Genomic DNA, 25229 nt, shown 5'->3' with positions numbered 1-25229 from the left:
TACCGCGCCACATAGAAAAGAGGACTGAATGGCGAGTAATAATGTAGCCCAATTTGCCACCGAGCTGAAGATGCCTGCAGATTTGTTGTTGGCGCAGTTGCGTTCAGCAGGTGTCCCAAAAGATTCGACTGACGATGCCTTGTCAAAAGAAGACAAGGATCGTTTGTTAGAACACCTACGCCGTTCGCACGGCGCGGTAACCGATGGCGAGAAAAAGAAAATTACGCTGACCCGCAAGGAAACCACTGAAATCAAGCAGGCTGATGCGACGGGAAAATCGCGCACCATCCAGGTTGAGGTGCGTAAGAAGCGTACTTTTGTCCAGCGCGACGAACCTGCGGCGGAAACGTCAGAGGTTGCAGTCGAGCCGGTGGCATTGGTGGTTGATGAAGCAGAACTGGCCCGTCGTGCAGAAGAAGCGCGTCGCCAAGCAGAATTAATGGTCCGTCAGGAAGCAGAATTGCGCGAAAAACAAGAGCATCTGGCAAAGCTGGAAGCTGAAAAAGAAGCACAGGCAAAAGCAGCCGAAAAAGCCGAGAGCGAAGCTAGAAAAGTTGAAAGCGAAGCTAAGAAAGCTGAAATTGATGCCAAGAAAGCTGCTGTTGCAGCTGCGGCACCGGTTGCCTCCTCAACTCCGGCAGCCGCACCAGTGAAAACTGCTGATCACGCGGAACAAGAAGAGAAGAAGCGTGTGGCTGCTGAAGAAACTAAGAAAAAGGTTGCGGAAGCCGCAAAGGAAGCTGCCGAAAAAGCAGCTGCGACTGAGCGTGCCCGTAAAGCTGTGCAAGATGAAGTAGCCCAGATCAAGGCAATGATGAATGCGCCTCGTCGCGTCATCAAAGCACCTGAGCCTGTTGCTCCTCCGGTGGTTGCGAAAGCAGCGCCAGCAGGAACACTGCACAAGCCTGCCGATAAAAAGCCTGGTGAGAAAAAAGACGATAAGAAAGTTGTCGTCGACAAGAAGTCGATTAAATCTGCGAATGTGTCTTCGACCTGGTCGGATGATGCTAAAAAACGCGGTGCCGGCATCAAAACCCGTGGCAACACTGGTGGCGGTCGCGATGGTTGGCGGAGTGGTGGTAAAGGACGTCGTAATTCACATAGTGATGATCACGAAACCAATTTCCAGGTGCCGACTGAAGCAGTGGTTAAGGACGTGTATGTTCCTGAGACCATTACCGTTGCCGAACTTGCCCATAAAATGGCGGTTAAAGCATCGGAAGTTATCAAGCATTTGATGAAGCTTGGCCAAATGGTCACCATCAATCAAGTGCTGGACCAGGAAACTTCCATGATTTTGGTGGAAGAAATGGGCCATACCGCACATGCTGCCAAGGAAGACGATCCAGAAGCATTGTTAGTCGATGGCGAAGAGCAGGCCGATGCAGAATTGATCTCCCGCGCACCGGTAGTGACTGTCATGGGTCACGTCGACCATGGTAAAACATCGTTGCTGGATTACATTCGTCGTTCTAAAGTTGCATCTGGCGAGGCTGGCGGAATTACCCAGCATATCGGGGCGTATCACGTAGAAACATCCGGCGGAATGATTACATTCCTGGATACGCCGGGCCATGAAGCATTTACGGCAATGCGGGCACGTGGTGCAAAAGCGACTGATATCGTCATTCTGGTTGTCGCCGGTGATGATGGCGTGATGCCGCAAACGAAAGAGGCGATTGCCCATGCGAAAGCAGCTGGCGTCCCACTGGTTGTAGCTGTCACCAAGATCGACAAACCTGGTGCCAATATGGATCGGGTTAAGCAGGAATTAATCGCAGAACAAGTTGTGCCTGAAGAGTACGGCGGCGATGCACCGTTTGTAGGTGTTTCTGCTAAAACCGGTGAGGGCATTGAAGCCTTGCTGGAGCAAGTATTGCTGCAGGCCGAAGTGCTGGAACTGAAAGCACCGGTCACCACAGCAGCACGTGGTCTGGTGGTTGAAGCACGACTCGATAAAGGACGTGGTCCAGTTGCAACTATATTGGTGCAGTCCGGTACATTGAAGCGTGGTGACGTGGTTCTGGCCGGTTCGGCGTATGGACGTGTCCGTGCGATGCTGGATGAAAATGGTAAGGCAATCAGCGAAGCTGGTCCTTCTATCCCTGTTGAAATTCAGGGTTTGACCGAAGTGCCGGTCGCTGGTGAAGAAGTCATGGTTATGGTCGATGAGCGCAAAGCGCGTGAAATCGGTCTGTTCCGTCAAGGTAAATTCCGCGACGTTAAGCTGGCTAAACAGCAAGCTGCCAAGCTGGAAAACATGTTTGACCAAATGGCCGAAGGCGAAGTCAAAAATCTGCCGATGATCATTAAGACGGACGTCCAGGGCTCGCAAGAGGCATTGGTACAGTCGTTGCAAAAACTGTCGACCAGCGAAGTACGGGTTCAAGTGGTCCATGCCGCAGTTGGTGGTATCACCGAATCCGACGTCAATCTGGCGCTGGCCTCGAAAGCGGTCATCATCGGCTTTAACGTCCGCGCTGATGCGCAGGCGCGCAAAATGGCTGAAGCTAACGGCGTCGATCTCCGTTACTACAACATCATTTACGATGCTGTAGATGAGATCAAGGCAGCGATGTCCGGTATGTTGTCACCTGAGAAGCGTGAGCAATCTCTGGGTCTGGTTGAAATTCGCCAAGTTCTGCTGGTCAGCAAAGTTGGTGCGATTGCAGGTTGTTATGTCCTCGAAGGTGTGGTCAAGCGTGGTGCTTCGGTACGACTGTTGCGCGATAGCGTGGTCTTGTGGACAGGCGAGCTGGATTCGTTGAAGCGCTTCAAGGATGACGTTAAAGAAGTCAAGTTTGGCTTCGAGTGCGGTCTGACGCTGAAAAACTTTAATGATATCAAAGAAGGCGATCAACTCGAAATCTTTGAAGTCGAAGAAGTTGCACGGACGCTGTAATCGTTAGAAAAATAATGCGGACATGTGCAGATGAGCGCACATGAAAGCAGGTATGAACAGGGGAAATCGGGCGTAATGCCCGATTTCCTTTTGCAGTATTCTTAGGACTTACGCAAAGCATTTCCAGTAACGGTTATCACATGGCTAACACAATCTGTATTGCCTTCACCTGCGAGTGTTGGCAAACGGATTTCCGGAACAATTTTGCGTAAGTCCTAATTCTGTTATCAAATTAGTGAAAGATGTGGTTCAGTAGAAGATATGGCTAAACATAGTAAATCCATCCCAGGACGCGGTCTGCGCGTTGCCGATCAGATCCAGCGCGATTTGTCGGAAATTATCGTATTCGAACTTAAAGATCCGCGTGTTGGCATGATCACCATCACTGAAGTGCAAGTGACCCCTGATTATGCGCATGCAAAAGTTTTTTTTACGATGCTCAATGACGATCTAGAGGCGATTCGTAATACCGTCGCTGGCCTGACGCAGGCGGCTGGTTTTTTACGTAACCAACTAGGGCGGCGTCTCACGATTCACACGCTACCGGCATTGCATTTTCATCATGACAATTCGACTGCTCGCGGTGCGCATATGTCGCAATTGATCGATTTGGCAAATGCGACGCGTGCCAAAGACGATAGCGAGGATTAAATCGTTCGTCTGATGCCTTAAGTTACCGTTCAAAACACCATCAAAGCCACTTGATAAGCTGGCGAGTTAATCGACAATGTATTTATCCGCGTCTTTCAATTCATCCGGCTTCGTCAAGTAAGTTTGCCATTGCCACACTCAAAAGTACTCTATCCATGGCGTCACTCTCGCCCAAAAAAATTCGTGTTCCTCTCAACGGTGTTTTATTGCTGGATAAGGCAGTGGGCTGGTCGAGTAATGATGCCTTAATCAAAGCCAAGCGCTTGATGAATGCCACAAAAGCTGGACATACGGGCACGCTAGATCCGTTTGCGACGGGGGTGTTGCCGCTCTGTTTTGGCGAGGCGACGAAGTTTGCGCAGGATTTGCTTGATGCCGATAAGACTTATCAGGCCGTGATCCATCTCGGATTGACTACAGCCACCGGCGACACAGAAGGGCCTATTCTCGAGACTCGAGATGTAGATATCACAAAAGATCAGATTGATACTGTACTAGCGCAATTTCGCGGTGATATTAAACAAGTTCCGCCGATGTATTCGGCGCTCAAGCGCGATGGCAAACCATTGTACGAATATGCGCGTGCTGGCATTACGCTGGAGCGTGAAGCGCGCGATGTGACGATACATTTGCTTGAATACGTTGACTATAAGGCCCCCTATCTGACCGTGCGCGTGGTGTGCAGCAAAGGAACCTATATTCGCGTGTTGGGCGAGGATATTGGTGCGGCGCTCGGATGTGGAGCACATTTGCAGGCGTTGCGACGGACCCAGGTCGGGCATTTGCTGCTGGCCGATTGCATCACGTTAGACACGTTAATAGCGACACCCGAAGCTGAGCGTGCAGAATTGTTAGCTTCCGTTGATAGTCTTTTGTTATCTTTTCCTGAAGTGGTTTTGCCGGAAGCTTTAGCGCAACGTTTTTTGCAAGGCCAACGCTTGACGCTTGTGAAGGAAGGGGTCTCACCTCCGACCACGATAGGCCGGGTACGGGTATATCGTCAAACTGCCGAAACCACGGATGGCGGCGACGGCGTACCGCGTGAATTGCTTGGCACGGCTCAGTTACACGATTACGGCGTATTGGCGCCGGAAAGACTCGTTTCGACAGTGCCAAAAAAATAGCTAGTCTGGCTGCGTGATTTGCCTTGTATTCCTGTTGTCTTGTGCCAACAATGATAGGGTTCTTGCGCCCCTCAACTCTTTGAAATTACTGGGTTTTTGGCGATTTTTGCACTGCATCATGTTATAATTCTCGGCCTTCCGAATTCCGCTGCATTTACCAGGCCTCTCAGGGTTTGTACTGCGCGGGCTTTTACCGCGCACTTGCTGCGTTAATTACCGAATTCCTTACTGAATTCCTCTATATCCATAACAATATGTCAAACACAAAACGCGCTATCCGCAACATTGCCATCATTGCTCACGTCGACCATGGCAAAACTACCTTGGTCGACCAACTTTTGCGTCAATCCGGTACTTTCCGCGACAACCAACACGTCGATGCTCGCGTGATGGATTCGAATGATATTGAAAAAGAACGTGGTATCACGATTCTGTCAAAAAATTGCGCAGTCGAATATAACGGCACCCATATCAACATCGTTGATACCCCGGGCCATGCTGACTTCGGTGGCGAAGTTGAACGCGTGCTGTCGATGGTTGATAGCGTATTGTTGTTGGTCGATGCAGTTGAAGGTCCAATGCCACAAACGCGCTTCGTAACACGCAAAGCGCTGGAACTTGGCCTGAAGCCTATCGTTGTAGTGAACAAGATCGACCGTCCGGGTGCTCGCCCTGAGTGGGTCATCAACGCAACTTTCGAACTATTCGACAAGTTGGGCGCGACTGAAGAACAACTCGATTTCCCTATCGTCTATGCTTCGGCATTGAATGGCTACGCTAGCCTGGATTCGGATGTCCGCGAAGGTAATATGACGCCGTTGTTTGACGCTGTATTGCAGCACGTTCCTGCGCGCGAAGATGATCCAGATGGTCCTTTGCAACTGCAAATTACTTCGCTGGAATACTCGTCGTATGTCGGTAAAATCGGCGTTGGACGTATCTTGAGCGGCCGTGTTAAAGCCTTGCAAGATGTTGTTATCATGAACGGTCCTGATGACAAACCAGTTAGAGCGCGTATTAACCAGGTTCTGACTTTTAAAGGTTTGGACCGTGTTCTGGTTGACGAAGCACTGGCCGGTGACATCGTTCTGATCAATGGTATCGAAGAGATCGGTATCGGTACGACAATCTGCGCGCCAGATGCGCCGAACGGCTTGCCTATGCTGAAAGTCGATGAGCCAACGCTGACTATGAACTTTATGGTGAACAACTCGCCATTAGCCGGTCGTGAAGGCAAGTTTGTGACTACCCGTCAAATCCGCGACCGTCTGGATCGCGAATTGAAGGGCAATATGGCCCTGCGCGTAGTTGCTGCTGAAAACGATGATTCGACATACGAAGTGTCAGGCCGTGGTGAGTTGCATCTGACTATTTTGATCGAAAACATGCGTCGTGAAGGTTTCGAACTTGCTGTTTCGCGTCCTCGCGTTGTGTACAAGATGGTTGACGGTGTACGTCAAGAGCCGTTCGAGAATTTGACAGTCGATGTCGAAGAAGCGAATCAAGGCGGCGTCATGGAAGAGTTGGGTCGTCGTCGTGGTGATCTGCAAAACATGGAACCGGATGGTAAAGGTCGTGTACGTCTGGAATATCGTATTCCTGCGCGTGGCTTGATCGGTTTCCAGGGCGAATTCATGACATTGACACGCGGTACTGGCTTGATGAGCCACGTGTTTGACGAGTACGCCCCCGTTGACAATAGCAAGGGTGAATTGGGCGGTCGCCGCAATGGCGTGTTGGTTTCTCAAGATGATGGCGCTGCTGTTGCATACGCTATCTGGAAACTGCAGGAACGTGGTCGTATGTTCGTCAGCCACAATGATCCAGTGTATGAAGGCATGATTATTGGTATTCATTCACGGGATAACGATCTCGTCGTGAATCCGATCAAAGGTAAACAACTGACAAACGTGCGTTCGTCCGGTACGGATGAAGCGGTGCGTTTGGTGACGCCTATCCAGATGTCTCTGGAATATGCGGTTGAGTTTATTGAAGACGACGAACTTGTCGAAATCACACCGAAAAGCATCCGTTTGCGTAAGCGTTATTTGAAAGAGAATGACCGCAAAAAAGCTTCTCGCGACGCGTAATATATTAAAGCAGCGCATTTAGCTGGTACATAATGTGCCAGCGTTAATGTGGCACTAGTAACATCAACCCGTTAAGTTTGTAAGGCTAACCGCCATACAGATTTGACGGGTTTTTTACGTCTGGAATGGGGGAAGTGAACGTATGGTTTGCGCAGCTTCGGCAAAATTTTTAGGATAACGTTAGACTAAATGTTTTTATTTAACGAAGAGCGATGCCATGACGATGACTACACGAAAGTTAGGTAATTCCCCGTTGGCAGTTCCACCTCTGACATTTGGCGGGAATGTATTTGGATGGACTATCGATGCGCCAACTGCATTCACCTTGCTAGATAAGTTGGTCGATGCGGGGCTGAATTTTATTGATACCGCAGATGTGTATTCGCGTTGGGTGCCCGGTAATGATGGTGGAGAGTCCGAAACTATTATCGGCAACTGGCTTAAGCGCAGTGGCAAGCGCGAGCAGGTCATTATCGCGACCAAGGTCGGTATGGAGATGGGAAAAGATAAAAAGGGACTGAGTAAAGCCTATATCCAGGAAGCGGTCGAAGCCTCATTGCGCCGCTTAAATACAGATTATATTGACTTATATCAATCGCATGAGGATGATCCTTCAACGCCGTTGGCAGAAACCTTAGGCGCGTATGCGCGTTTAGTTGAACAAGGTAAGGTACGCGTCATTGGTGCTTCAAATTATTCCGCCGAGCGACTGCTGGAAGCGGTGACGATAAGTGAGCAGCAGGGCTACCCAAGCTATCAGTCGTTACAGCCGCAATACAATTTATATGAGCGTGCTGGATACGAACAAACGATGGAACCCTTTGTGTTAAAGCATGGTCTCGGCGTGATCAACTATTACGCACTGGCCAGTGGATTTTTAAGCGGAAAATATCGCAGTGAAAAGGATCTTGGAAAAAGTCCTCGTGGGCAAGCCGTAAAACGTTATCTGGATGCGCGTGGCTTGCGCATACTTGATGCGCTTGATAGCGTCGCATTGCGGCTTAACGCCACGCCGACTCAGGTTGCATTGGCTTGGTTAATCGCCCGCCCCAGCATCACCGCGCCGATTGTTAGCGCCACCACATTAGCGCAGGTAGATGATTTGATATTAGCGACCAGATTGTCGTTGGATGCAGCAGCCATAGCTCTATTGGATCAGGCCAGCGCGGAAACCTAAGCGGTAAGACGTGGTGTACTTGTGATCGTGCGATTGCATAGATGGCAGCAAAGACGCCGTGCCAAAGCGTGTTGCATTGCCATGAGGAAGTGTGCATTTAAAACGAAATTATTTTTTGAATTGATGAGCGTAAAATAACGTTCTTTATGGCAACTTAACCATAGCCTTGATTGGTTGCCATAGCCATCCATGATGAGTAGTCGTTTCAAACATCACACTTCAAATCGGTGAGCGCAATGAATCCAATTCCTTTTGAAAAAGTCGCATTTCTTGAAGCCAAAGCAGTGCTGGATAATGCCCCCTCGCTCTCCAAAGAAGAAAATTGGGCCGCCAAACGTCGCATGGAAGGTCCTGCTGATTTCAAGTTAAACGAGGCAACATATCATTGGGTGCTAACGCTACCTACCGAGGTATGGCCTCTGTGGTTAATGAAGAATTTTCCGAGAATTGCAAATCAGTTTGCCGAAGCTTGGAGAAAGCCTGATACCTGTGAAGGGCTGTTTGTACAGCTTTTGCTGGATCAACGCGGGACGCGTAAAGGTTTTCCTGTAAATGTATCGCGCGAGATCATGGCGTTAAAGTTATATTTCGATTCGAAGCCTGTGACCACGATGGGTAGGCGAGCGGACGATATAAAAAGATAGGTCGGTAAAAACAGGACCTATGATTTTTGCAATCTCGATATATCTACTTAATTGTGGTTTTTTTGAAGTTTTTAAACCTGCCTGCTTAGCTAAACAGCAGAAAAATACTGCGGTTAGGTTTAAAGTTTTCCGGTTCTAATCAGTTCTTCAAAACATCCTCCAGCAACTATTTTCATGAGTATTTTGGTTGAAAAATGCTCAACTGGAATAACTTCAAATCCGCCACAACGCAAAAATATGATCGGAAATAATATGGAGCGTGAAGAGTTTGCAAACATTCTTCTCAATGAAGGATTTGCAGAGGGCATCGTTGTGGATAAAGAGTCCAATGGATTTCTCGATTCCCACGTACATCCCTTCGAAGCGAAGGCGCTTATTCTCTCGGGTGAATTAAGTCTTCGGGTAGGTGACACGGAGCAACTGTATCAGCCGGGCCAGGTGTTTCACCTGCCTGCAAATACATTGCACTCGGAGCGTTATGGTTCGGTGGGTGTGAGTTATTTGGTCGGGCGGAAGTGACAACGCGGTACGAGCAAGCATTCCTTAAAAGTCATCACGATAGGCAATGAGTAGTTGCATGCAAATATTGGATGTTTGCGCGTTAAGCCTATTATTAACGTAACCATGCTCCTCTAATTTGACGAGAAACGCGATACGGTTTCCGGTTCCTATATCAAACTGCTGCACCATCCCCTTTATCCTGTATGCATCTGTCAATCACTCTCATCAGAGTGAGACCGGATATAATGCGTCCATCCCGATATTTAATTAAGCGCACCTGGTTAAACGCAATTCATCGCTCTTTTGTGCCGGCTTGCGTATCAAACGTCTGTGTAACTGTCGGAAGTCCTCTGCGTCATACTTGAGCGCGCCAACGTTTCCCTGTTTTTGTCATTGAAGCCATGTCTGTCGCAATGTTGGTGCAACGAGACATGATATTAAAACGTGAATCTAAGTGAATAACGAATTACACCAAAATGCGACGATTAGCCCAGTAAATACTGGAAAATCAAGTATCTACGGCGGCCGCAAAATCTCCGTTGCCCCCATGATGGATTGGACGGACCGGCATTGCCGACGTTTCCATCGTGAAATTACCCGCCATACCTGGCTTTATACCGAAATGGTAACGACCGGTGCTTTATTGCACGGCGATGTGCCGCGTCATCTGGATTTCAATGATGAAGAGCATCCGGTAGCCTTGCAATTGGGCGGTAGTGATCCTGCCGATCTGGCGAAAAGTGCCAAACTGGGCGAGCAATGGGGCTACGATGAAATCAATTTGAATTGCGGTTGCCCGTCTGAGCGCGTACAAAAGGGCGCTTTTGGCGCTTGTTTGATGGCTGAATCGAGCTTGGTTGCCGATGGCGTGAAAGCGATGCGCGACAGTGTCAGTATTGATGTGACGGTCAAGCATCGGATAGGGATCGATCAGATTGAGTCTTACGATTTCGTGCGCGATTTTGTCGGGACGATAGCCGATGCGGGCTGTAAGACCTTTATTGTGCACGCACGCAACGCGATTTTGAAAGGCCTGAGTCCTAAGGAAAATCGCGAAATTCCTCCTTTGAAATATGCCTTTGCGTACCAGTTAAAGCATGATTTTCCGGAGCTGGAAATTATTATTAACGGTGCCATCAAAACGACGGCTGAAATCGATCTTCATTTACAGCACGTGGATGGGGTGATGCTGGGGCGTGAGGCGTATCACAATCCTTATTTGATGGCCGATTTTGACGCTCGTTATTATGCCGATGCCGAAGCAACGCCGAAATCGCGTGCCGAAGTGCTGGCTTCTATGATTCCCTACATTCACCGTCAGCTAGAGTTGTATGGGCGCGATGGAAGTGGGCTGCGCCTGAATAGTATTACGCGGCACATGTTAGGTTTGATGGCCGGTCTGCCGGGCGCGCGCGGTTTTCGGCAAGTATTATCCGACTCGAAAAAGTTAGCTTCCGGGGATCCTGCATTGTTATTGGAGGCGGTGAGACGGATGCAGCCGTTGGCGGCCTGACCGATATTGCCATATGCCACGCCGTCGCAGTCGTCATATAGCCTCCAAGGTAGGGTAAATCTATTAAAATAGCGGCCTAACCTCAGATTAAATCTAGGCTCCGGTTTCAACTTGAGCCTATTTCAGGGCAAAAATATGTCAATTGCAACAACAGAAGAAATCATCGCCGAACTACGCGCTGGCCGCATGGTTATTCTGGTGGATGAAGAGGATCGCGAAAACGAAGGCGATTTGGTCCTGGCCGCAGATTTTGTCACGCCGGAAGCGATTAATTTCATGGCGAAGTATGCCCGTGGACTGGTTTGCCTGACTCTGACAGAAGAACGTTGCGCCCAGCTGGATCTGGGGATGATGACAAGTCGCAACGGGACGGCATACGGCACCAATTTCACTGTTTCCATCGAGGCGGCAGAAGGTGTCACTACCGGTATTTCAGCAGCTGACCGCGCTCGCACTATTCAGGCTGCGGTTGCTAAAAATGCTAAAGCCAGCGATATCGTCCAGCCGGGACATATTTTTCCGGTGAAGGCCAAAAAGGGCGGCGTGTTGATGCGCGCTGGCCATACTGAGGCCGGTTGCGATTTGACGCATATGGCGGGATTAACGCCAGCTTCGGTGATTTGCGAGATTTTGAAGGACGATGGCACCATGGCGCGTCTGCCCGATCTGCTTGAGTTTGCCAAAGAACACAATCTCAAGGTCGGTACGATCGCTGACCTGATTCACTATCGCAGCCATCATGAAAGTGTGATTGAGCGGCTGGCGGAACGTACCACCCAGACTGCGCAGGGAGTTTTTAAGACAATTGCCTATCGCGATACGCCAAGCGGCGGCGCACATCTGGCGTTATTGCACGGTGTTCCTACACCGGATGTAGAGACGCTGGTACGGGTGCATCAACCGGTCTCCATACTGGATTTGCTCGAAACGCAGGCGACTAATCATTCCTGGAATATGGCCTCGGCGCTAGCAGCCATTGCAGCCTCCCCGTGCGGCGTAGTAGTGCTGCTGAACTGCGAGCAATCATCCGAGCAGATATTTGCCAAGTTTGCGGCGCTAGATGCGAATTGCGAAGACGGTAAGGCAGCGGTGCCGCGTCTGGATTTGCGGACTTACGGTATCGGCGCACAGATTCTGAAGGATCTCGGCGTCGGCAAAATGAAATTGCTCGCAAGTCCTAGAAAAATGCCTTCAATGGCTGGATTCGACCTGCACGTGACCGGTTATCAAAATAAACCGAATGGTGAAGGTTAAAAAAGCATAGCTGCGTTGCGCAGGTCTTTTAAGGGGCCAGTGCAGATAGCGTGAAAATGCTATTGGGATGCGACCATTCGGTGATTGTTTCACAGTGTTATTGTCAGTAATAAAAGTAATTCAAATGATGCTCAAAGCGCGCTGCGCATAAAGGAAAACTATGACAGTCGGAACTTATGAACCTAATCTGGACGGCGTCGGTTTGCGAATCGGTATTGTGCAAGCGCGTTTTAATGAAGATGTCTGCCATGGCTTGCTATCAGCGTGTTTAGGCGAATTGAAACATCTGGGTGTCGTCGATGAAGACATTCTGCACGTCAGTGTGCCGGGTGCGTTGGAAATCCCGTTGGCCTTACAAAAATTAGCTGAAACGTTGCAGTTCGATGCATTGGTTGCCATCGGCGCGGTGATTCGTGGCGAGACTTATCACTTTGAATTGGTCTCGAACGAATCCGGCGCGGGTATTAACCGTGTTGGCCTTGAGTTCGGCATCCCCATCGCCAATGCTGTGTTGACGACCGAAAACGACGAGCAAGCCGAAGTACGGATGGCGGAGAAGGGCATTGATGCCGCCCGCGTAGCCGTCGAGATGGCAAATTTGACGATTGCCTTGGAAGAACTGGCTGAGTCATCCAGCGACGAAGAATAATAGGCAACGCAAGGATTACATTAGTTGCTAGAGAAGTATCGAAATAGATGGCCGCTATACATTATTAAGTCATCAAAATAAGCGTCATAACGCGTAAAAAAGAGTGTAAGTTGCGTATCAGCCGTATTAGCCGTGCGTATTTAAATGGTTTACCGCCAACCGTGAGGTTGGCACACAAGTCGGAAAATTTATGACCAACAAATCCCAAGAGCATCCTAAGCACGCCAACCCAAGCAAAAGCCGTACGCCCCGTCATCGGGCGCGCGAATTTGCCTTGCAAGGGTTGTATCAATGGCTGTTGAATAACGAGGATGTGTACGACATCCAGGCCAATATCCGTGAGGCGCATGGATTTGATAAAGCGGATGCCGAGCATTTCACCTCGCTTTTATTCGGCGCGATCAAGGATGCGGCTACTTTGCGTGGGGAACTGGCACCGTTGATCGATCGCAAAATTACCGAGCTTTCGCCGGTTGAGCACGCGGTATTGCTAATTGGTGCGTTTGAATTGCAAAACCATCTGGAAATTCCTTACAAAGTGGTGATCAACGAGGCGGTTGAGCTGACCAAATCATTCGGCGGCATTGATGGTCATAAGTACGTCAACGGCGTGCTGGACAAATTTGCCGCCAAAGCACGGGAAACTGAAGTTAACGCCGGTCGCCGTTCTTAATACCAGGCCGCTAGTGCCTGTAGCCTGAGTGATACCTTTCGGTCAGATAACGAAGGTTATCTACCGAGCCACCGCGCTGTGGTGCGCAAGTTTGGAAGATATTGAATTTCAGAAGCCCGCACACCACCGCCACACCGAGTGCGCCTGGTAAACGTGCCATACGTCTGCGGCAAGTTTGGCTTCAAAAGCACGATTGGTCTGCCCGACTATTTAGCATCGCACCATCCTACTTCTGTATGTAAAGACGTCTCAATGAACCTCACAAATCTGGCTTCGCGCCTTGATAATATCGCTCTTTTTCACGTCATGGAATTGGCAAAAATGGCCGCGGCGCTTGAGCATGAAGGCCGTCATATTATTCATATGGGCATCGGCGAGCCCGATTTTACGGCACCGCAAGGGGTAGTCGATGCCGCCACTGCAGCGATGCAAGCTGGCAAAATGCAATACACGTCAGCCACGGGTTTGCCTGCGTTGCGCAGCGCGATTTCTACGCACTATCAAGAGGTCTACGGCCTGAACATTGCGCCGTCGCGGATTGTTATCACCGCTGGTGCATCTGCTGCTTTGCTGCTGGCTTGCGCTGCTTTGGTCGAGAAGGGGACCGAGATCTTGATGCCCGATCCATCGTATCCTTGCAATCGCCATTTTGTGGCAGCGTTCGAAGGTTCTGCGAAGATGATTCCGAGCGGTCCTGCGGAACGTTTTCAGCTTTCCGATGCTGCCGTGCAGGCGCATTGGGGGGAGGCTACACGTGGGGTATTGCTAGCATCGCCGTCGAATCCAACCGGTACGTCGATTCTGGCAACGGAACTGGCGAAAATCGTTGCTACGGTGCGTGCCCACGACGGGTTTACCATCGTGGATGAAATATATCAGGGTCTTACGTATGATGCGGCGCCGTTCTCCGCGCTGTCGCTTGGCGACGACATCATTGTGATCAACAGTTTTTCCAAATATTTCAACATGACCGGCTGGCGTTTAGGGTGGCTGGTGCTGCCGGAAGCCCTGGTGCCGCACGTTGAAAAGCTGGCCCAGAATCTGTTTATATGTGCGTCATCAATTGCTCAGCATGCGGCTATCGCGTGTTTTTCACCAGCATCGATCGCCATTTATGAGGCCCGCAAAGCCAAGTTTAAACAACGTCGTGATTATCTGGTTCCTGCATTAATCGCGCTGGGATTCAAAGTGCCGGTGATTCCGGACGGTGCGTTTTATGTGTACGCCGATTGCAGTGATCTGAGCGATAACGCTGATCGATTGACCAAAGAAATTTTGAACGAAGTCGGCGTGGGCGTGGTGTCCGGATTGGATTTTGGACCTTACACCGCGTCTAATTACATTCGTTTTTCGTACGCGACTTCGATGGAAAATTTGCACGAAGCGATTCGCCGTTTGGCAACTTTTTTCGGAAAGTGATAGTCCGCAGTGCCGATATGCGTCTGAGTTTCAGTAACCTATCTGCACTGCAAATGTAAACAGCTTCACCATCAGTATCAATCACATTCATGACATCAACGGAGCGTTCTATGGAATTCGTTTTTACACAGCCGCAAGCTGCCGTGCCAGTTGAGGGCACTAGTCAATTATTCCCTGTGCATCGTATTTATTGCGTCGGGCGAAATTATGTAGAGCATGCAAAAGAGATGGGAAACACCGGTCGCGAAGCGCCATTTTTCTTTTTGAAACCAGCGGACGCCGTCTTGCCCATCGCGGATGGCAGTATCGGCGAAATGGCTTACCCATCGCAGACTAAAGATTTGCACCACGAAATTGAGCTGGTGGTAGCGCTGGGTAGCGGCGGTAAAAATATTCCCGCTGCCGAAGCGGTAAAACATATTTACGGTTACGCCGTGGGTCTAGACATGACGCGCCGTGATTTGCAGGCAGAAGCTAAAAAACTTGGCCGCCCTTGGTGTACCGGTAAAGGTTTTGATCAATCTGCGCCGATTTCGACAATTCGTCCGATCAGTGCCACCGGTGAAATTGCGCAAGGTCCGATCCAGCTCAGCGTCAATGGTCAGCCGCGTCAAAAAGGCGATATCAACCAATTGATTTGGAGCGTCGCAGAAACCATCGAGCAGCTGTCCAGCTTCTTTGAACTGCGCGCTGGCGATCTGATTTTTACCGGAACACCTGCAGGCGTTGGTGCCGTAGTCGCCGGTGATCTACTGGAAGGCAGCGTTGAAGGTGTCGGTGAATTGCGCTTGCGTCTGGTGTAGTTTATTAGTTTTAAATGTGCGTACTTTTTGTGCATTAAGTGTTTGAATTGCGTTAGTCATTTAATCGCATGATGCCCTGCCGGGTGATTGTTTACCTGGCCGGGCAATGACCGTTTGTCGCCAGTTCGTGGGGAAATTAATGAAGCTTTATAGTTACTTCCGTAGTTCTGCCTCTTATCGGGTGCGTATCGCACTTAATCTTAAAGCGCTGCCTTCTGACATCATTCCAGTGCATCTTTTGAAGCATGGTGGCGAACAATTAAGTCCTTTATACCGTCAACTGAATCCAAGCGGTCTGGTGCCGACATTTGTGGCGGATGACGCAGAGTCGGGCCGGGCAGTCCTGACGCAATCGCTGGCCATTATCGAATATCTGGAGGAGGCTTATCCAGGCGTTGCATTGTTGCCGAAGACGCCGATTGATCGCGCTTTTGTGCGCAGTATCGCGTTGCTCATCGCTTGCGATATCCACCCGATTAGCAACCTGCGGGTATTGCGTTATTTGTTACGAGATTTAAAGGTAGATGAAGAGGCCAAGAATCAATGGTATCGACATTGGTGTGAGCTGGGCCTGACGGATTTGGAAACAACGCTTGCCGCTGATCCGCGCGTGGGCAAGTTTTGCTTTGGCGACACGCCGACACTGGCAGACTGTTGTCTGGTGCCGCAAATATTCAATGCAGAGCGACAAAAATGTGATTTGTCGGGCATGCCGACATTGATGCGTATTGTCGATAATTGCCGCCAACTTGACGCATTTATCATGGCAGCACCGGGAAACCAGATCGATGCCGAGATCTGAGCACCAGCACAGAAAACATAACAACACGTAATGCGTGATACTAGCCAATTGGGTTTTCTACTTTGAAGGGCGAAGACGCCAGCTGTGGCGTCTTCTTTGCCTTCTGTCACACGTGATTTTCAATTATCGCAACCTATCGACTGGTCTGAGAGGCGCTATTTCTACAGATTTTATCTTGGAGCATTTGCATGTTTAGTCTGTTTGAAAAACTGATTCATCCCTATCCCGATACCGTCATCGCACCGCCGCCACGCGGCTTTGTTGCGTTCGTCTGGGCGTGTACCAAAGGCTTACGTCGCTATATTATTTCCATGACTTTGCTCACCGCAGCCATCGGTGCATTTGAGGCCGTATTGTTCGCGATGATGGGAAAAATCGTCGACTGGTTAAGCCACGTTGAGCCCGCACTTTTATGGACGCAGGAGCGCGGAAATTTGCTGTTGCTTGCAGGCGTATTAATCGCCAGCCCCATCGTTGTTGCCCTACAAACCTTATTCAAGCAACAGGCGTTGGCGGGAAATTTTCCGATGATGCTGCGCTGGAATTTTCACCGTCTGATGCTGAATCAAAGCATGGGGTTTTATCAGGATGAGTTCGCCGGACGGGTTGCCGCCAAGGTCATGCAAACTGCGCTGGCGGTGCGCGATATCTGTATGATTTTGGGCGATATTCTGGTGTTTGTGATGATCTACTTTGTCACATTGGTCGCGGTGGTTGGCAGCTTCGATATCTGGATGTTGGCACCGTTTCTGGGCTGGGTCGCGTTGTACGCCTGTGCGCTGCGTTATTTTGTGCCGCGCCTGAGTCGCGTGGCGCAATCGCAAGCCGATGCGCGGTCGCTGATGACTGGCCGTATCACGGATGCGTACACCAATATTGCTACTGTGAAATTGTTTTCACATGCTGGTCGCGAAGCCGGTTATGCACGCTCAGCAATGCAGGAATTTTTGCATACCGTACATCGCCAAATGCGTTTGGTAAGCGGCTTTGAGATAGTCAACCATATCCTCAGCATGTTATTGATCATCAGCACTGCTGGTGTTGTGTTGTGGCTGTGGACGCAAGGACAGGTCGGTATTGGCGCTGTCGCCGCCGCCACCGCGATGGCGTTACGCCTGAGCGGTATTTCGCACTGGGTCATGTGGGAAATGGCATCGCTGTTCGAGCAAGTCGGGACGGTTCAGGACGGTATCAATACCTTATCCCGGGTCCATACCATCAACGATCTTCCGGATGCGACACCGCTCCACGTACATCACGGTGAAGTCCGTTTTGAGAATGTTACTTTTGCCTACGGTGGACCGCGACCTGTCATTCAAGAACTGTCGTTGCATATTGCTCCGGGTGAGAAAATCGGTCTGGTAGGGCGCTCAGGTTCGGGCAAGTCCACCATTGTCAATTTGCTGCTGCGGTTTTACGATGTCGAGCAGGGGCGCGTGCTGATCGATGGTGTTGATATACATCACGTTACCCAAGATAGCTTGCGCGCCCAAGTCGGGATGGTGACGCAAGATACGTCGCTGTTGCACCGTTCGGTGCGCGACAACATTCTTTACGGACGTCCTGATGCGAACGACGCAGACATGATCGCCGCCGCCAAGCGGGCCGAGGCGCATGAGTTCATTCTTAATTTGGTTGATGCCAAAGGACGCACCGGTTACGACGCGCATGTGGGTGAACGCGGCGTCAAGTTGTCCGGCGGCCAGCGCCAGCGGATCGCGATTGCCCGTGTAATGTTGAAGGATGCGCCTATTTTATTGCTGGATGAGGCGACCAGTGCGCTCGACTCCGAGGTCGAAGCAGCGATCCAGGCCAGCTTGTATCGGTTGATGGAGGGCAAGACCGTGGTCGCGATTGCGCATAGATTGTCGACCATCGCAGCGATGGATCGCCTGATTGTTCTGGATAAGGGGCGCATCGTTGAGCAAGGAAGTCATCAGGAGTTACTGGCAAGCGGCGGCCTCTACGCGCGGCTATGGGCGCATCAAAGTGGTGGATTTTTGGGTGAAGAAGCGGAAGAGGGGATCGAAGAAGAAATCGCGTGAAATTAGAAATTTGTGTAGATAAATGATTGACGTTGCTTGCACATCGTAAGGCGTGGAATTAATCTTCATTGCTAGCGCCGTCTTTATCACACTGCCAAAGCAGCCACTCAAAGCCCGGAAATCCCGCGATTTCCGGGCTTATTAACATCCTCGTTATACTCATAAAAAAGGTTACGCGACATGCATTCATCATCTTTTGCGTATCCTTATCCCTCTTGCATTAAAGCAATAGAAAAGTACATTTAATACTTTTCTCCCTCCTTTTAGTCATTGTTCACAGTAAATCTTGCCGCTTGTCCTACAAAGTAATAAGCGCATGTCCTATATTGAGCGTTTGCCTCGGTTGCTAAGATTCTTACATCGGATTGATGTTCTTCAGCGATCTACGATTTCTAGTGCGCAGTCACTGGATTCTGCCAAATGCGGTCGAGATTTACAGAATTTGTAGACCGCGCAATCTAACCTGCTCCTACGAAAGAGGTCTAATGATGCGAAATACTGCTTTGAAAAATGCACGGCGCGATATGCAAGCTTTAGTACGAGAGGCCCAACTCACGTTTCGGGAGGCTTCTAATGAGACGGGTGAAAAAGCGAATGCATTGATCAGCAAAGGCATAGGATTATTAGACGACACCCTTACTAAAGCTCAGCAGGTGCAAAGCGCTGCGATTGATAGTGGCCGAGAAATGGTCACCACAACCGACGAGTTCGTTCACGAAAATCCTTGGCGTGCCATTGCCGTTTCGCTCGGTATAGGTCTGCTGGCTGGCATTTGTATTTCACGTAAGTAGAAAGCATGCATTGATATTCAGCGACGTAATCCAGGCGATCGTGATCCACAGATTTGTTTGATACCGCGCGCCTTTTGATCAAGCTAATAACGTAAGGAAACACATAATGAGCGCCAAACAAACTACTAAACCTGATGCTACATCAGCCAATAAATATCCCCCCATTGATGTAGATGCAATTCGCGCCGCTGCGCAAAATTTGGATGATGGTGCAGTCACGTCTGGGTATCAGGGCAATCGTGAAGAAGTGATTGCATTATTGAACAGCGCACTGGCGACGGAATTAGTATGTGTGATGCGATACAAGCGTCATTATTTCACTGCTAGCGGATTGGAAAATTCAGCTATTAAAGCAGAGTTTCTAACCCATGCTCAAGAGGAAGAAGGTCACGCTGACATGATCGCTGAACGTATTGTTCAGTTAAATGGTAAGCCGGACTTTAATCCAAAAGGTATCACTGAACGGAGTCATGCAGAGTATGACGATTCCAGCGATATCAAAAGTATGATCAAAGCAAATTTGATTGCGGAGCGCATCGCGATCGAAACCTACCGTCAGATGATAGAACGCATTGGCGATAGCGATCCTACTACCCGCCACATGCTAGTCAACATCATGGCGGTTGAAGAGGAACACGCCGACGATATGCGCGACTTACTCGGTTGAAGGCGGCGTTAAATTAACTGTTGAATATCTGAATAATCACCACCAGGAGAAGGCAATGAATTGGGACATTATTGAAGGTAACTGGAAACAGCTTAAAGGCAAAGTTAAAGCCCAATGGGGCAAATTGACAGATGATCATATCGATGTAATCGCCGGTAAACGGGATGACCTCAGCGGAAAAATCCAAGAAGCCTACGGCGTAAATAAAGACGAAGCCGAAAAGCAAATTAAAGCGTTTGAAGAGAGCAATAAAGATTATCGGCCATAACGTTTTATAACGAACGCCATTGCATCTGCGTCGCGAAATAATGCTATTGAGCGACGCGGTGCTCAGATAACTTTGTTTCGATCCTGAAAAATTGTAAAGGAAAAACACGATGACTCTGAATAAACTATTTGCTACCGTTTTAATCAGCGTAGCCACATTAAGTAGCGCCTCTTTCGTAATGGCGGCGGAAGGTTCAAAAGCCACCTATAAAGCGGCGGAGGATTCAGCCGATGCCACCTATAAAGCTGACAAGGCAAAATGCGATTCACTGAGCGGTAACGATAAGGATGTTTGTTCCAAGCAGGCTAAGGCCACTCGTGAGCATACTAAACAAGACGCAAAAGCCATGTATAAAAATACGCCTAAGGCCGCTGCCGATGCCCGCAAATCAGAAGCTGATGCGGACTATGCCGTTGCCCGGGAAAAATGTAACTCTCTGGCAGGAAATGCCAAAGATGTATGCGTAAAGGAAGCTAAGGCTGCTAAGACTGATGCTGTTGCTAATGCCAAGGCACGCAAGAATGTGACCGAAGCGCGCACGGATGCTAATAAGGACAAAAATGATGCAGCTTATGCTGTAGCCGCCGAAAAATGTAATAGCAAAGCGGGCCCTTCCAAAGATGCATGTATTAACGCCGCAAAACTGCAATTCAATCAGTAAAAATAAAGGCAAAAAGCGCAATTTGGTATGAACGATTGAGCAGTACGAAACAGCCATACTTCATGACTTTATAGAAATATCAGGGATATAACTTTACGCATTTCATGTAGGACTTATAGGAGAAACATATGACCACAATCACCAAACGTTTTGCCGGATTCTTTTTTGCGCTGTTTATGCTGTCACTAGCTGGTTGCGCCTCGACAACAACGCACGAAGGGACTGGCGCTTATGTTGATGATGCCGTCATTACTACCAAAGTGAAGGCTGCGATTTTTAACGAGCCAACATTGAAATCTGCAGAAATTAACGTTGAAACCTATAAGGGCGTGGTTCAGTTAAGCGGTTTTGTGGCGCAACGTCAAGATGCTGCTACCGCATCGAATGTTGCAGGCACCGTTAAAGGTGTGCAATCTGTAAAGAATGACATCCGACTGAAGTAAGTCAATGGATGATGGGCCAGCATAGCTGGCTCGGGAACAACGGTCCCGGAAGTTTTCATTAGAGGACTTCCGGAATTGTCGTTAGTAAGTGCTGACAGCGATATAGCGATATAAATAGCGTTGCGGTATTTACATTATTTCGAATTGGTCTCACACTAAAAATGGTTTTAATTGAGCATAGGCGTGTTCGAATTTCAGAGGGAGTTGACACGATGTATTTAGTTACGTGTAGCCAGCGATCTTTGAAAGCAAACCGTAAAACGTTAGTTTTACCACCGCCTCATTGTTTAAATACCGATTGTTAAATTTATGATAAAAATTTTAGTGGTTGACGACCATGCTGTAGTACGCGCAGGCGTCCATTACTTTATCGCTGATGTACCGAATATGGAAATCGGTGGCGAGGCAGCCAGTGCTGAAGAGGCGATCCGCATGGTGCGCGCTCAGGACTGGGATATTGTGTTGCTCGATATTGCTATGCCGGACAAAAGTGGCGTCGAGGTGTTGAAACAAATAAAACGCGAAAAGCCTAAATTGCCCGTTTTGATCCTGAGTATGCACCCCGAAAATCGCTATGCCGTGCAAGTTCTGCGCAGTGGGGCAAATGGCTATGTGCAGAAAGAAGCATTGGCGACCGAATTAGTGAAGGCAATCAACACGATTTTGGATGGACATAAATATATCAGTTACGGCGTTGCAGAATTATTAACCGCCGATCCGGGTACCGACGATCAAAAGCCTTTGCATGAATTGTTGTCTGACCGCGAATATGAGATTTTTTATAAATTGAGCCAAGGCGAAGGAGTGACGAAGATTGCCGATGAATTATGTCTTAGTGTGAAAACGGTGAGCACTTATCGCACGCGCGTATTGCAAAAAATGAGTATGACCAATAATGCCGACATTATTTACTATGCAATCAAAAATAACTTGATTGATTGAGGGCTATAAATTGGAGTAAATTGTTGGGAATTTGTAGGGCGCTACAGTAGGTGTGACTGCAAATACATAAATAACGAACGAACGTAGGCGTTGCTGGATCGGGAGTTTATCCACAGATGCAGCACTATTATTGTTTTATCATTCGTAAGGATGCTTTCCTTTTCTATGATGGGGCGTCAGCGTAACCGCTATATGTGTACTTACGGATGTTGTCGAATGTATCAAAACTTTCATGAAAAAAACTAACGCCTCGCTACCCGCAAAATCTCGCTCAGCGCCGCTGCGTATTTTCTTGGTGGAAGACTCGATTGATGTACGGGATTGGATTATTGAAACCGTAAAAGGTATTCAAGGCGTCACGTTGGCTGGTTTTTCTGAAGAGGAAAACGATGCTTTACAAAAAATTGATGCTGAGCCTTACGATATACTGATTCTTGATATCGAGCTTAAGCAGGGCAATGGCATGAGCTTGTTAAAAACGCTCTCTAAGTCGAATAAATATTTAGATAACCTAAAAATTATCTTCAGTAATAACGTTAGTCAGGTATATCGACGCGCAGGAGAGCAATACGGCGTCCGCTTCTTTTTCGATAAAACTTCTGAGTTCACCAAATTGCGTACTTTGCTTGAAGAACTCGGTGCGAGTGATCATGAATCCCTGCCTGAGCATAGGTAATGCGCTGATATGCGATAAAAATATGTGCAATGGTGGTCTGAAAAATCCACAAGACATCCTGTAATACCGTTGCCAATAACGCTTCCTCTGATCGAAAGAGGCCGATAACGGCGTTGCCATCTGTTCTAGTGTGAACAACCTGTTCTTTCCACGACTTTAACAATTAACGGGAGTGTTTCTCCTTTAATTGTGGCCCTAAGACGTAAAGCCGCGAGGAAAATTTGAATAAAAAGAACACGCATATTGTTCGTGAAGTGAGCGACGATCACCCCCATTATCAGTACCTACTGAAGAGTCGTGCACTAGAACGTTTTGCCTCCACTGAAATTTACGTCTCACGCACCGTTGCTAGTGCCGTCGCGTTGACTCTCGTTGTCATGGTCGTCGTCAGTCTGGCCCTGGCGTGTGCCTGGTTTGGTGTCGATAGCCGCGGCGCTCTGCGTGCATTGGGCACCTTACATCCCAATATCATCCTTGGATTCCTGACTGGCGGCGCTAGTCTTTTGTTGCAATGTACCGCTGTCGCGCAGCGTCGTCCCGTTAAATTAATGGCGCAAGCGCTGGCGCTTGTTACATTGTTGCCTGCGGCCATTTTTCTAGCGCAGCAAGTATTTGGTACTGCCGGAAAATTCGATCAGTTATTTGTCTTGGCGCTCCCCGGCACCATTCCAAATAAAATCATAATGCATCCCTTTGCCGCAATTGGCTTTTTCTTTATAGGCCTGTCGTTGCTGGCGCTTGATTACTGTACGCGGCATCAACATTACCCGGCTGAATACGTGGCCAGTGTATTGGTGTTCTTTAGCGCTATTCCCTTATTCGGATATTTATATAACGTCGAGATCATGACGCAGATGATCAACGGGACTGCTGTTCCGTTGATTGCTGCGTTGTGTTTTTTGTTGTTTGGGATTGCGCTATTGATGTCGCGTCCGCGTCATTTATTAATGGCGATAATTACGCGTAATGCTCCCGGCGGGCAAATGCTGCGTCGATCACTGCCGCAGATGTTAACCCTTTTAATAGTGCTGAATTGGCTGGCCGATTGGGGTGCACGTCAGGGTTTTTATGAGCATGATATGGTGCCGCCGCTGCTGACGCTCATCGGTGGCGGTTTGCTGTTATTTATTTTTTGGCGCATCGCGGGTAAAGTCGATCGGGAATATAGTGCTCGGCTGCAAAGTGCTGCTGAATTAGCTGAGGCGAGTGCTTTACTGATTGCCGTCAGTGACAATACCAATGATCCGATTTTTGTCAAAAATCGTACGGGAAATTTGATCTTTGCAAATCCTGCGTGTCTGCGCCAATTCGGTATGAGCTGGAGTGAAGCAAAGTTGCGGCGTAGTCGCGAACTGTTTCCGCGACAAGAAGACGCTGATCGAATAGATCATAACGATGTCGGCATCATGGAAGCGGGGACATCTCAAACGTTAGAGCAAACGGTTCTGCTGAAATCAGGAGTCATCACGTTCCAGGTCACCAAAGCACCATGGTCTGATTCGCAGGGCAAGATCATGGGCATTGTTGGTATCGCAACCGATATTACCGAGCGCAAGCATGCCGAGGATTCGCTCCGGCAACGGGAGTTGGAATTAGAGCGCACAATTTTCCAGCGTACCGCGTTACTACGCGATTTGACGAACCACATAGAGGATGTACGCGAAGAAGAAAAGCGCGCCATCGCCCGCGAGTTGCATGACAACATGGGCGCTGCACTTACCGCGCTAAGTATGCATTTGGAGGGCGTCTATAAAGTGTTGCCCGACGATTCATTATGGGAAGAACGGCGCATGCGGATTCAGGAATTATTGCGTTCATTGGTGGCTACTACGCGCCGGATTCAAACAGAACTGCGACCGAATATGCTTGATCTTTTTGGCCTGAAAGCGGCCATTACAGAGCAACTGGATGACTTCGGTCAACGCACTGAAATTCTTTGTCGCGCCAGTTTTCCCGATGAGAGCGTCACTATTGACCATAAAATCGAAATCGCTGTGTATCGGATGTTGCAGGAGATATTAAATAACGTTGCCAAGCATGCGCAAGCCACCAAGGTCAACGTCATACTCGATCTCGATGAAGATAGACTGGCTTTATCTGTCTGTGATAACGGCAAGGGGATTTCGCCAGAGCGACTGGAAAATGTGCACACGCATGGATTGCGCGGGCTAAAAGAACGCGCCAGCTTTCTGGGAGGTAAGGTTGTGTTTAAAGCTGCTCAGTTTGATGGCAAATCTGTGGGAACGATGGTCGTGATTGAGGTGCCGCTGACTTCTCCGACGCAGGGTTCGGTTGGTGAAACGCCAGCTCCTGCTCAGGTGCCGTAATAGCCATCGTACTCGCATCGTGCTGGCGTCAAACTGCAAATTGCGCCAATTCCTACATTGTTATCAGAAGATGTCTGATAGATAGCGATAACTTTCCCAGCTAAAGTGTAAACACATCCAAAAGCGCGGGTTCGGCAAATAGTCTTAATGTGCCCAAATTCTTTGTTTGTAGCGTCGCTAGCTGCATTTGTCCACGGTATTGGGTGC

At 49.0% G+C, this 25229-nt stretch carries 23 protein-coding genes; all 23 read left to right on the top strand.

Features of this window, described 5'->3' with window-relative positions; translation table 11 throughout:
* Window positions 1-28: 28 nt before the first annotated feature.
* The 23 genes from infB (at window position 29) to C7W93_RS13555 (ending at window position 25022) form a co-directional block, all read left to right on the top strand.
* Entirely contained in the window at window positions 29-2902 is a 2874-nt protein-coding gene (infB, locus tag C7W93_RS13665) for a translation initiation factor IF-2 (protein ID WP_108440761.1), read from the top strand.
* A gap of 261 nt (window positions 2903-3163) precedes the next feature.
* Entirely contained in the window at window positions 3164-3553 is a 390-nt protein-coding gene (gene rbfA / locus C7W93_RS13660) for a 30S ribosome-binding factor RbfA (RefSeq protein ID WP_108440760.1), read from the top strand.
* 155 nt (window positions 3554-3708) lie between these two features.
* Window positions 3709-4677, top strand: a complete 969-nt coding sequence (gene truB / locus C7W93_RS13655) for a tRNA pseudouridine(55) synthase TruB (RefSeq protein WP_108440759.1) — start codon at window positions 3709-3711, stop codon at window positions 4675-4677.
* Window positions 4678-4931: 254 nt separating this feature from the next.
* Complete coding sequence (typA, locus tag C7W93_RS13650; RefSeq protein WP_108440758.1) at window positions 4932-6767, top strand: translational GTPase TypA; 1836 nt, start codon at window positions 4932-4934, stop codon at window positions 6765-6767.
* Between the two features lie 223 nt (window positions 6768-6990).
* Window positions 6991-7944, top strand: a complete 954-nt coding sequence (locus tag C7W93_RS13645; protein WP_108442116.1) for an aldo/keto reductase — start codon at window positions 6991-6993, stop codon at window positions 7942-7944.
* Window positions 7945-8180: 236 nt separating this feature from the next.
* Window positions 8181-8588, top strand: coding sequence for a hypothetical protein (locus C7W93_RS13640; protein ID WP_108440757.1), 408 nt, complete (start codon window positions 8181-8183; stop codon window positions 8586-8588).
* A gap of 174 nt (window positions 8589-8762) precedes the next feature.
* On the top strand, window positions 8763-9107 hold the full coding sequence (locus tag C7W93_RS13635; RefSeq protein ID WP_370446458.1) for a cupin domain-containing protein: 345 nt from the start codon (window positions 8763-8765) through the stop codon (window positions 9105-9107).
* Window positions 9108-9603: 496 nt separating this feature from the next.
* Window positions 9604-10602: a tRNA dihydrouridine(20/20a) synthase DusA gene (dusA, locus tag C7W93_RS13630; protein WP_255419205.1), complete on the top strand. Its 999-nt coding sequence runs from the start codon at window positions 9604-9606 to the stop codon at window positions 10600-10602.
* Window positions 10603-10737: 135 nt separating this feature from the next.
* The gene (ribBA, locus tag C7W93_RS13625; protein WP_108440754.1) at window positions 10738-11856 is read left to right on the top strand and encodes a bifunctional 3,4-dihydroxy-2-butanone-4-phosphate synthase/GTP cyclohydrolase II; all 1119 of its coding nucleotides are present in this window, start codon (window positions 10738-10740) and stop codon (window positions 11854-11856) included.
* 160 nt (window positions 11857-12016) lie between these two features.
* Window positions 12017-12505 (top strand): 6,7-dimethyl-8-ribityllumazine synthase, encoded by a 489-nt coding sequence (gene ribH, locus C7W93_RS13620; protein WP_108440753.1) that lies wholly within the window; start codon window positions 12017-12019, stop codon window positions 12503-12505.
* A 190-nt stretch (window positions 12506-12695) separates the two neighbouring features.
* Window positions 12696-13178: a transcription antitermination factor NusB gene (gene nusB, locus C7W93_RS13615; protein WP_108440752.1), complete on the top strand. Its 483-nt coding sequence runs from the start codon at window positions 12696-12698 to the stop codon at window positions 13176-13178.
* A 252-nt stretch (window positions 13179-13430) separates the two neighbouring features.
* A complete protein-coding gene (locus C7W93_RS13610) occupies window positions 13431-14597 on the top strand; it encodes a pyridoxal phosphate-dependent aminotransferase (RefSeq protein ID WP_108442115.1) in 1167 nt (388 codons plus the stop codon).
* A 110-nt stretch (window positions 14598-14707) separates the two neighbouring features.
* Window positions 14708-15400 carry a fumarylacetoacetate hydrolase family protein gene (locus tag C7W93_RS13605; RefSeq protein ID WP_108440751.1) on the top strand — a complete coding sequence of 231 codons (693 nt, stop codon included), beginning with the start codon at window positions 14708-14710 and terminating at the stop codon, window positions 15398-15400.
* A gap of 139 nt (window positions 15401-15539) precedes the next feature.
* The gene (maiA, locus tag C7W93_RS13600) at window positions 15540-16202 is read left to right on the top strand and encodes a maleylacetoacetate isomerase (protein ID WP_108440750.1); all 663 of its coding nucleotides are present in this window, start codon (window positions 15540-15542) and stop codon (window positions 16200-16202) included.
* Between the two features lie 188 nt (window positions 16203-16390).
* Window positions 16391-18247 (top strand): ABC transporter ATP-binding protein, encoded by a 1857-nt coding sequence (locus tag C7W93_RS13595; RefSeq protein ID WP_108440749.1) that lies wholly within the window; start codon window positions 16391-16393, stop codon window positions 18245-18247.
* A gap of 485 nt (window positions 18248-18732) precedes the next feature.
* Window positions 18733-19038 carry a YqjD family protein gene (locus C7W93_RS13590; protein ID WP_108440748.1) on the top strand — a complete coding sequence of 102 codons (306 nt, stop codon included), beginning with the start codon at window positions 18733-18735 and terminating at the stop codon, window positions 19036-19038.
* Between the two features lie 106 nt (window positions 19039-19144).
* Window positions 19145-19705: a ferritin-like domain-containing protein gene (locus C7W93_RS13585; protein ID WP_108440747.1), complete on the top strand. Its 561-nt coding sequence runs from the start codon at window positions 19145-19147 to the stop codon at window positions 19703-19705.
* A gap of 55 nt (window positions 19706-19760) precedes the next feature.
* Window positions 19761-19973: a CsbD family protein gene (locus C7W93_RS13580; protein ID WP_108440746.1), complete on the top strand. Its 213-nt coding sequence runs from the start codon at window positions 19761-19763 to the stop codon at window positions 19971-19973.
* A gap of 109 nt (window positions 19974-20082) precedes the next feature.
* Complete coding sequence (locus tag C7W93_RS13575) at window positions 20083-20634, top strand: hypothetical protein (RefSeq protein ID WP_225869884.1); 552 nt, start codon at window positions 20083-20085, stop codon at window positions 20632-20634.
* A 128-nt stretch (window positions 20635-20762) separates the two neighbouring features.
* Window positions 20763-21077 (top strand): BON domain-containing protein, encoded by a 315-nt coding sequence (locus tag C7W93_RS13570; RefSeq protein ID WP_108440745.1) that lies wholly within the window; start codon window positions 20763-20765, stop codon window positions 21075-21077.
* Window positions 21078-21386: 309 nt separating this feature from the next.
* Window positions 21387-22019: a response regulator transcription factor gene (locus tag C7W93_RS13565; protein ID WP_108440744.1), complete on the top strand. Its 633-nt coding sequence runs from the start codon at window positions 21387-21389 to the stop codon at window positions 22017-22019.
* A gap of 232 nt (window positions 22020-22251) precedes the next feature.
* Window positions 22252-22695, top strand: a complete 444-nt coding sequence (locus C7W93_RS13560; RefSeq protein ID WP_108440743.1) for a response regulator — start codon at window positions 22252-22254, stop codon at window positions 22693-22695.
* Window positions 22696-22916: 221 nt separating this feature from the next.
* Window positions 22917-25022, top strand: a complete 2106-nt coding sequence (locus C7W93_RS13555) for a PAS domain-containing protein (RefSeq protein ID WP_108440742.1) — start codon at window positions 22917-22919, stop codon at window positions 25020-25022.
* Window positions 25023-25229 lie beyond the last annotated feature (207 nt).

This window comes from Glaciimonas sp. PCH181 (assembly GCF_003056055.1).
Taxonomy (GTDB): Bacteria; Pseudomonadota; Gammaproteobacteria; order Burkholderiales; family Burkholderiaceae_D; genus Glaciimonas.
The sequence above is the reverse complement of the archived record's forward strand: the minus strand, read 5'-3'. Positions and strand labels throughout refer to the sequence as shown.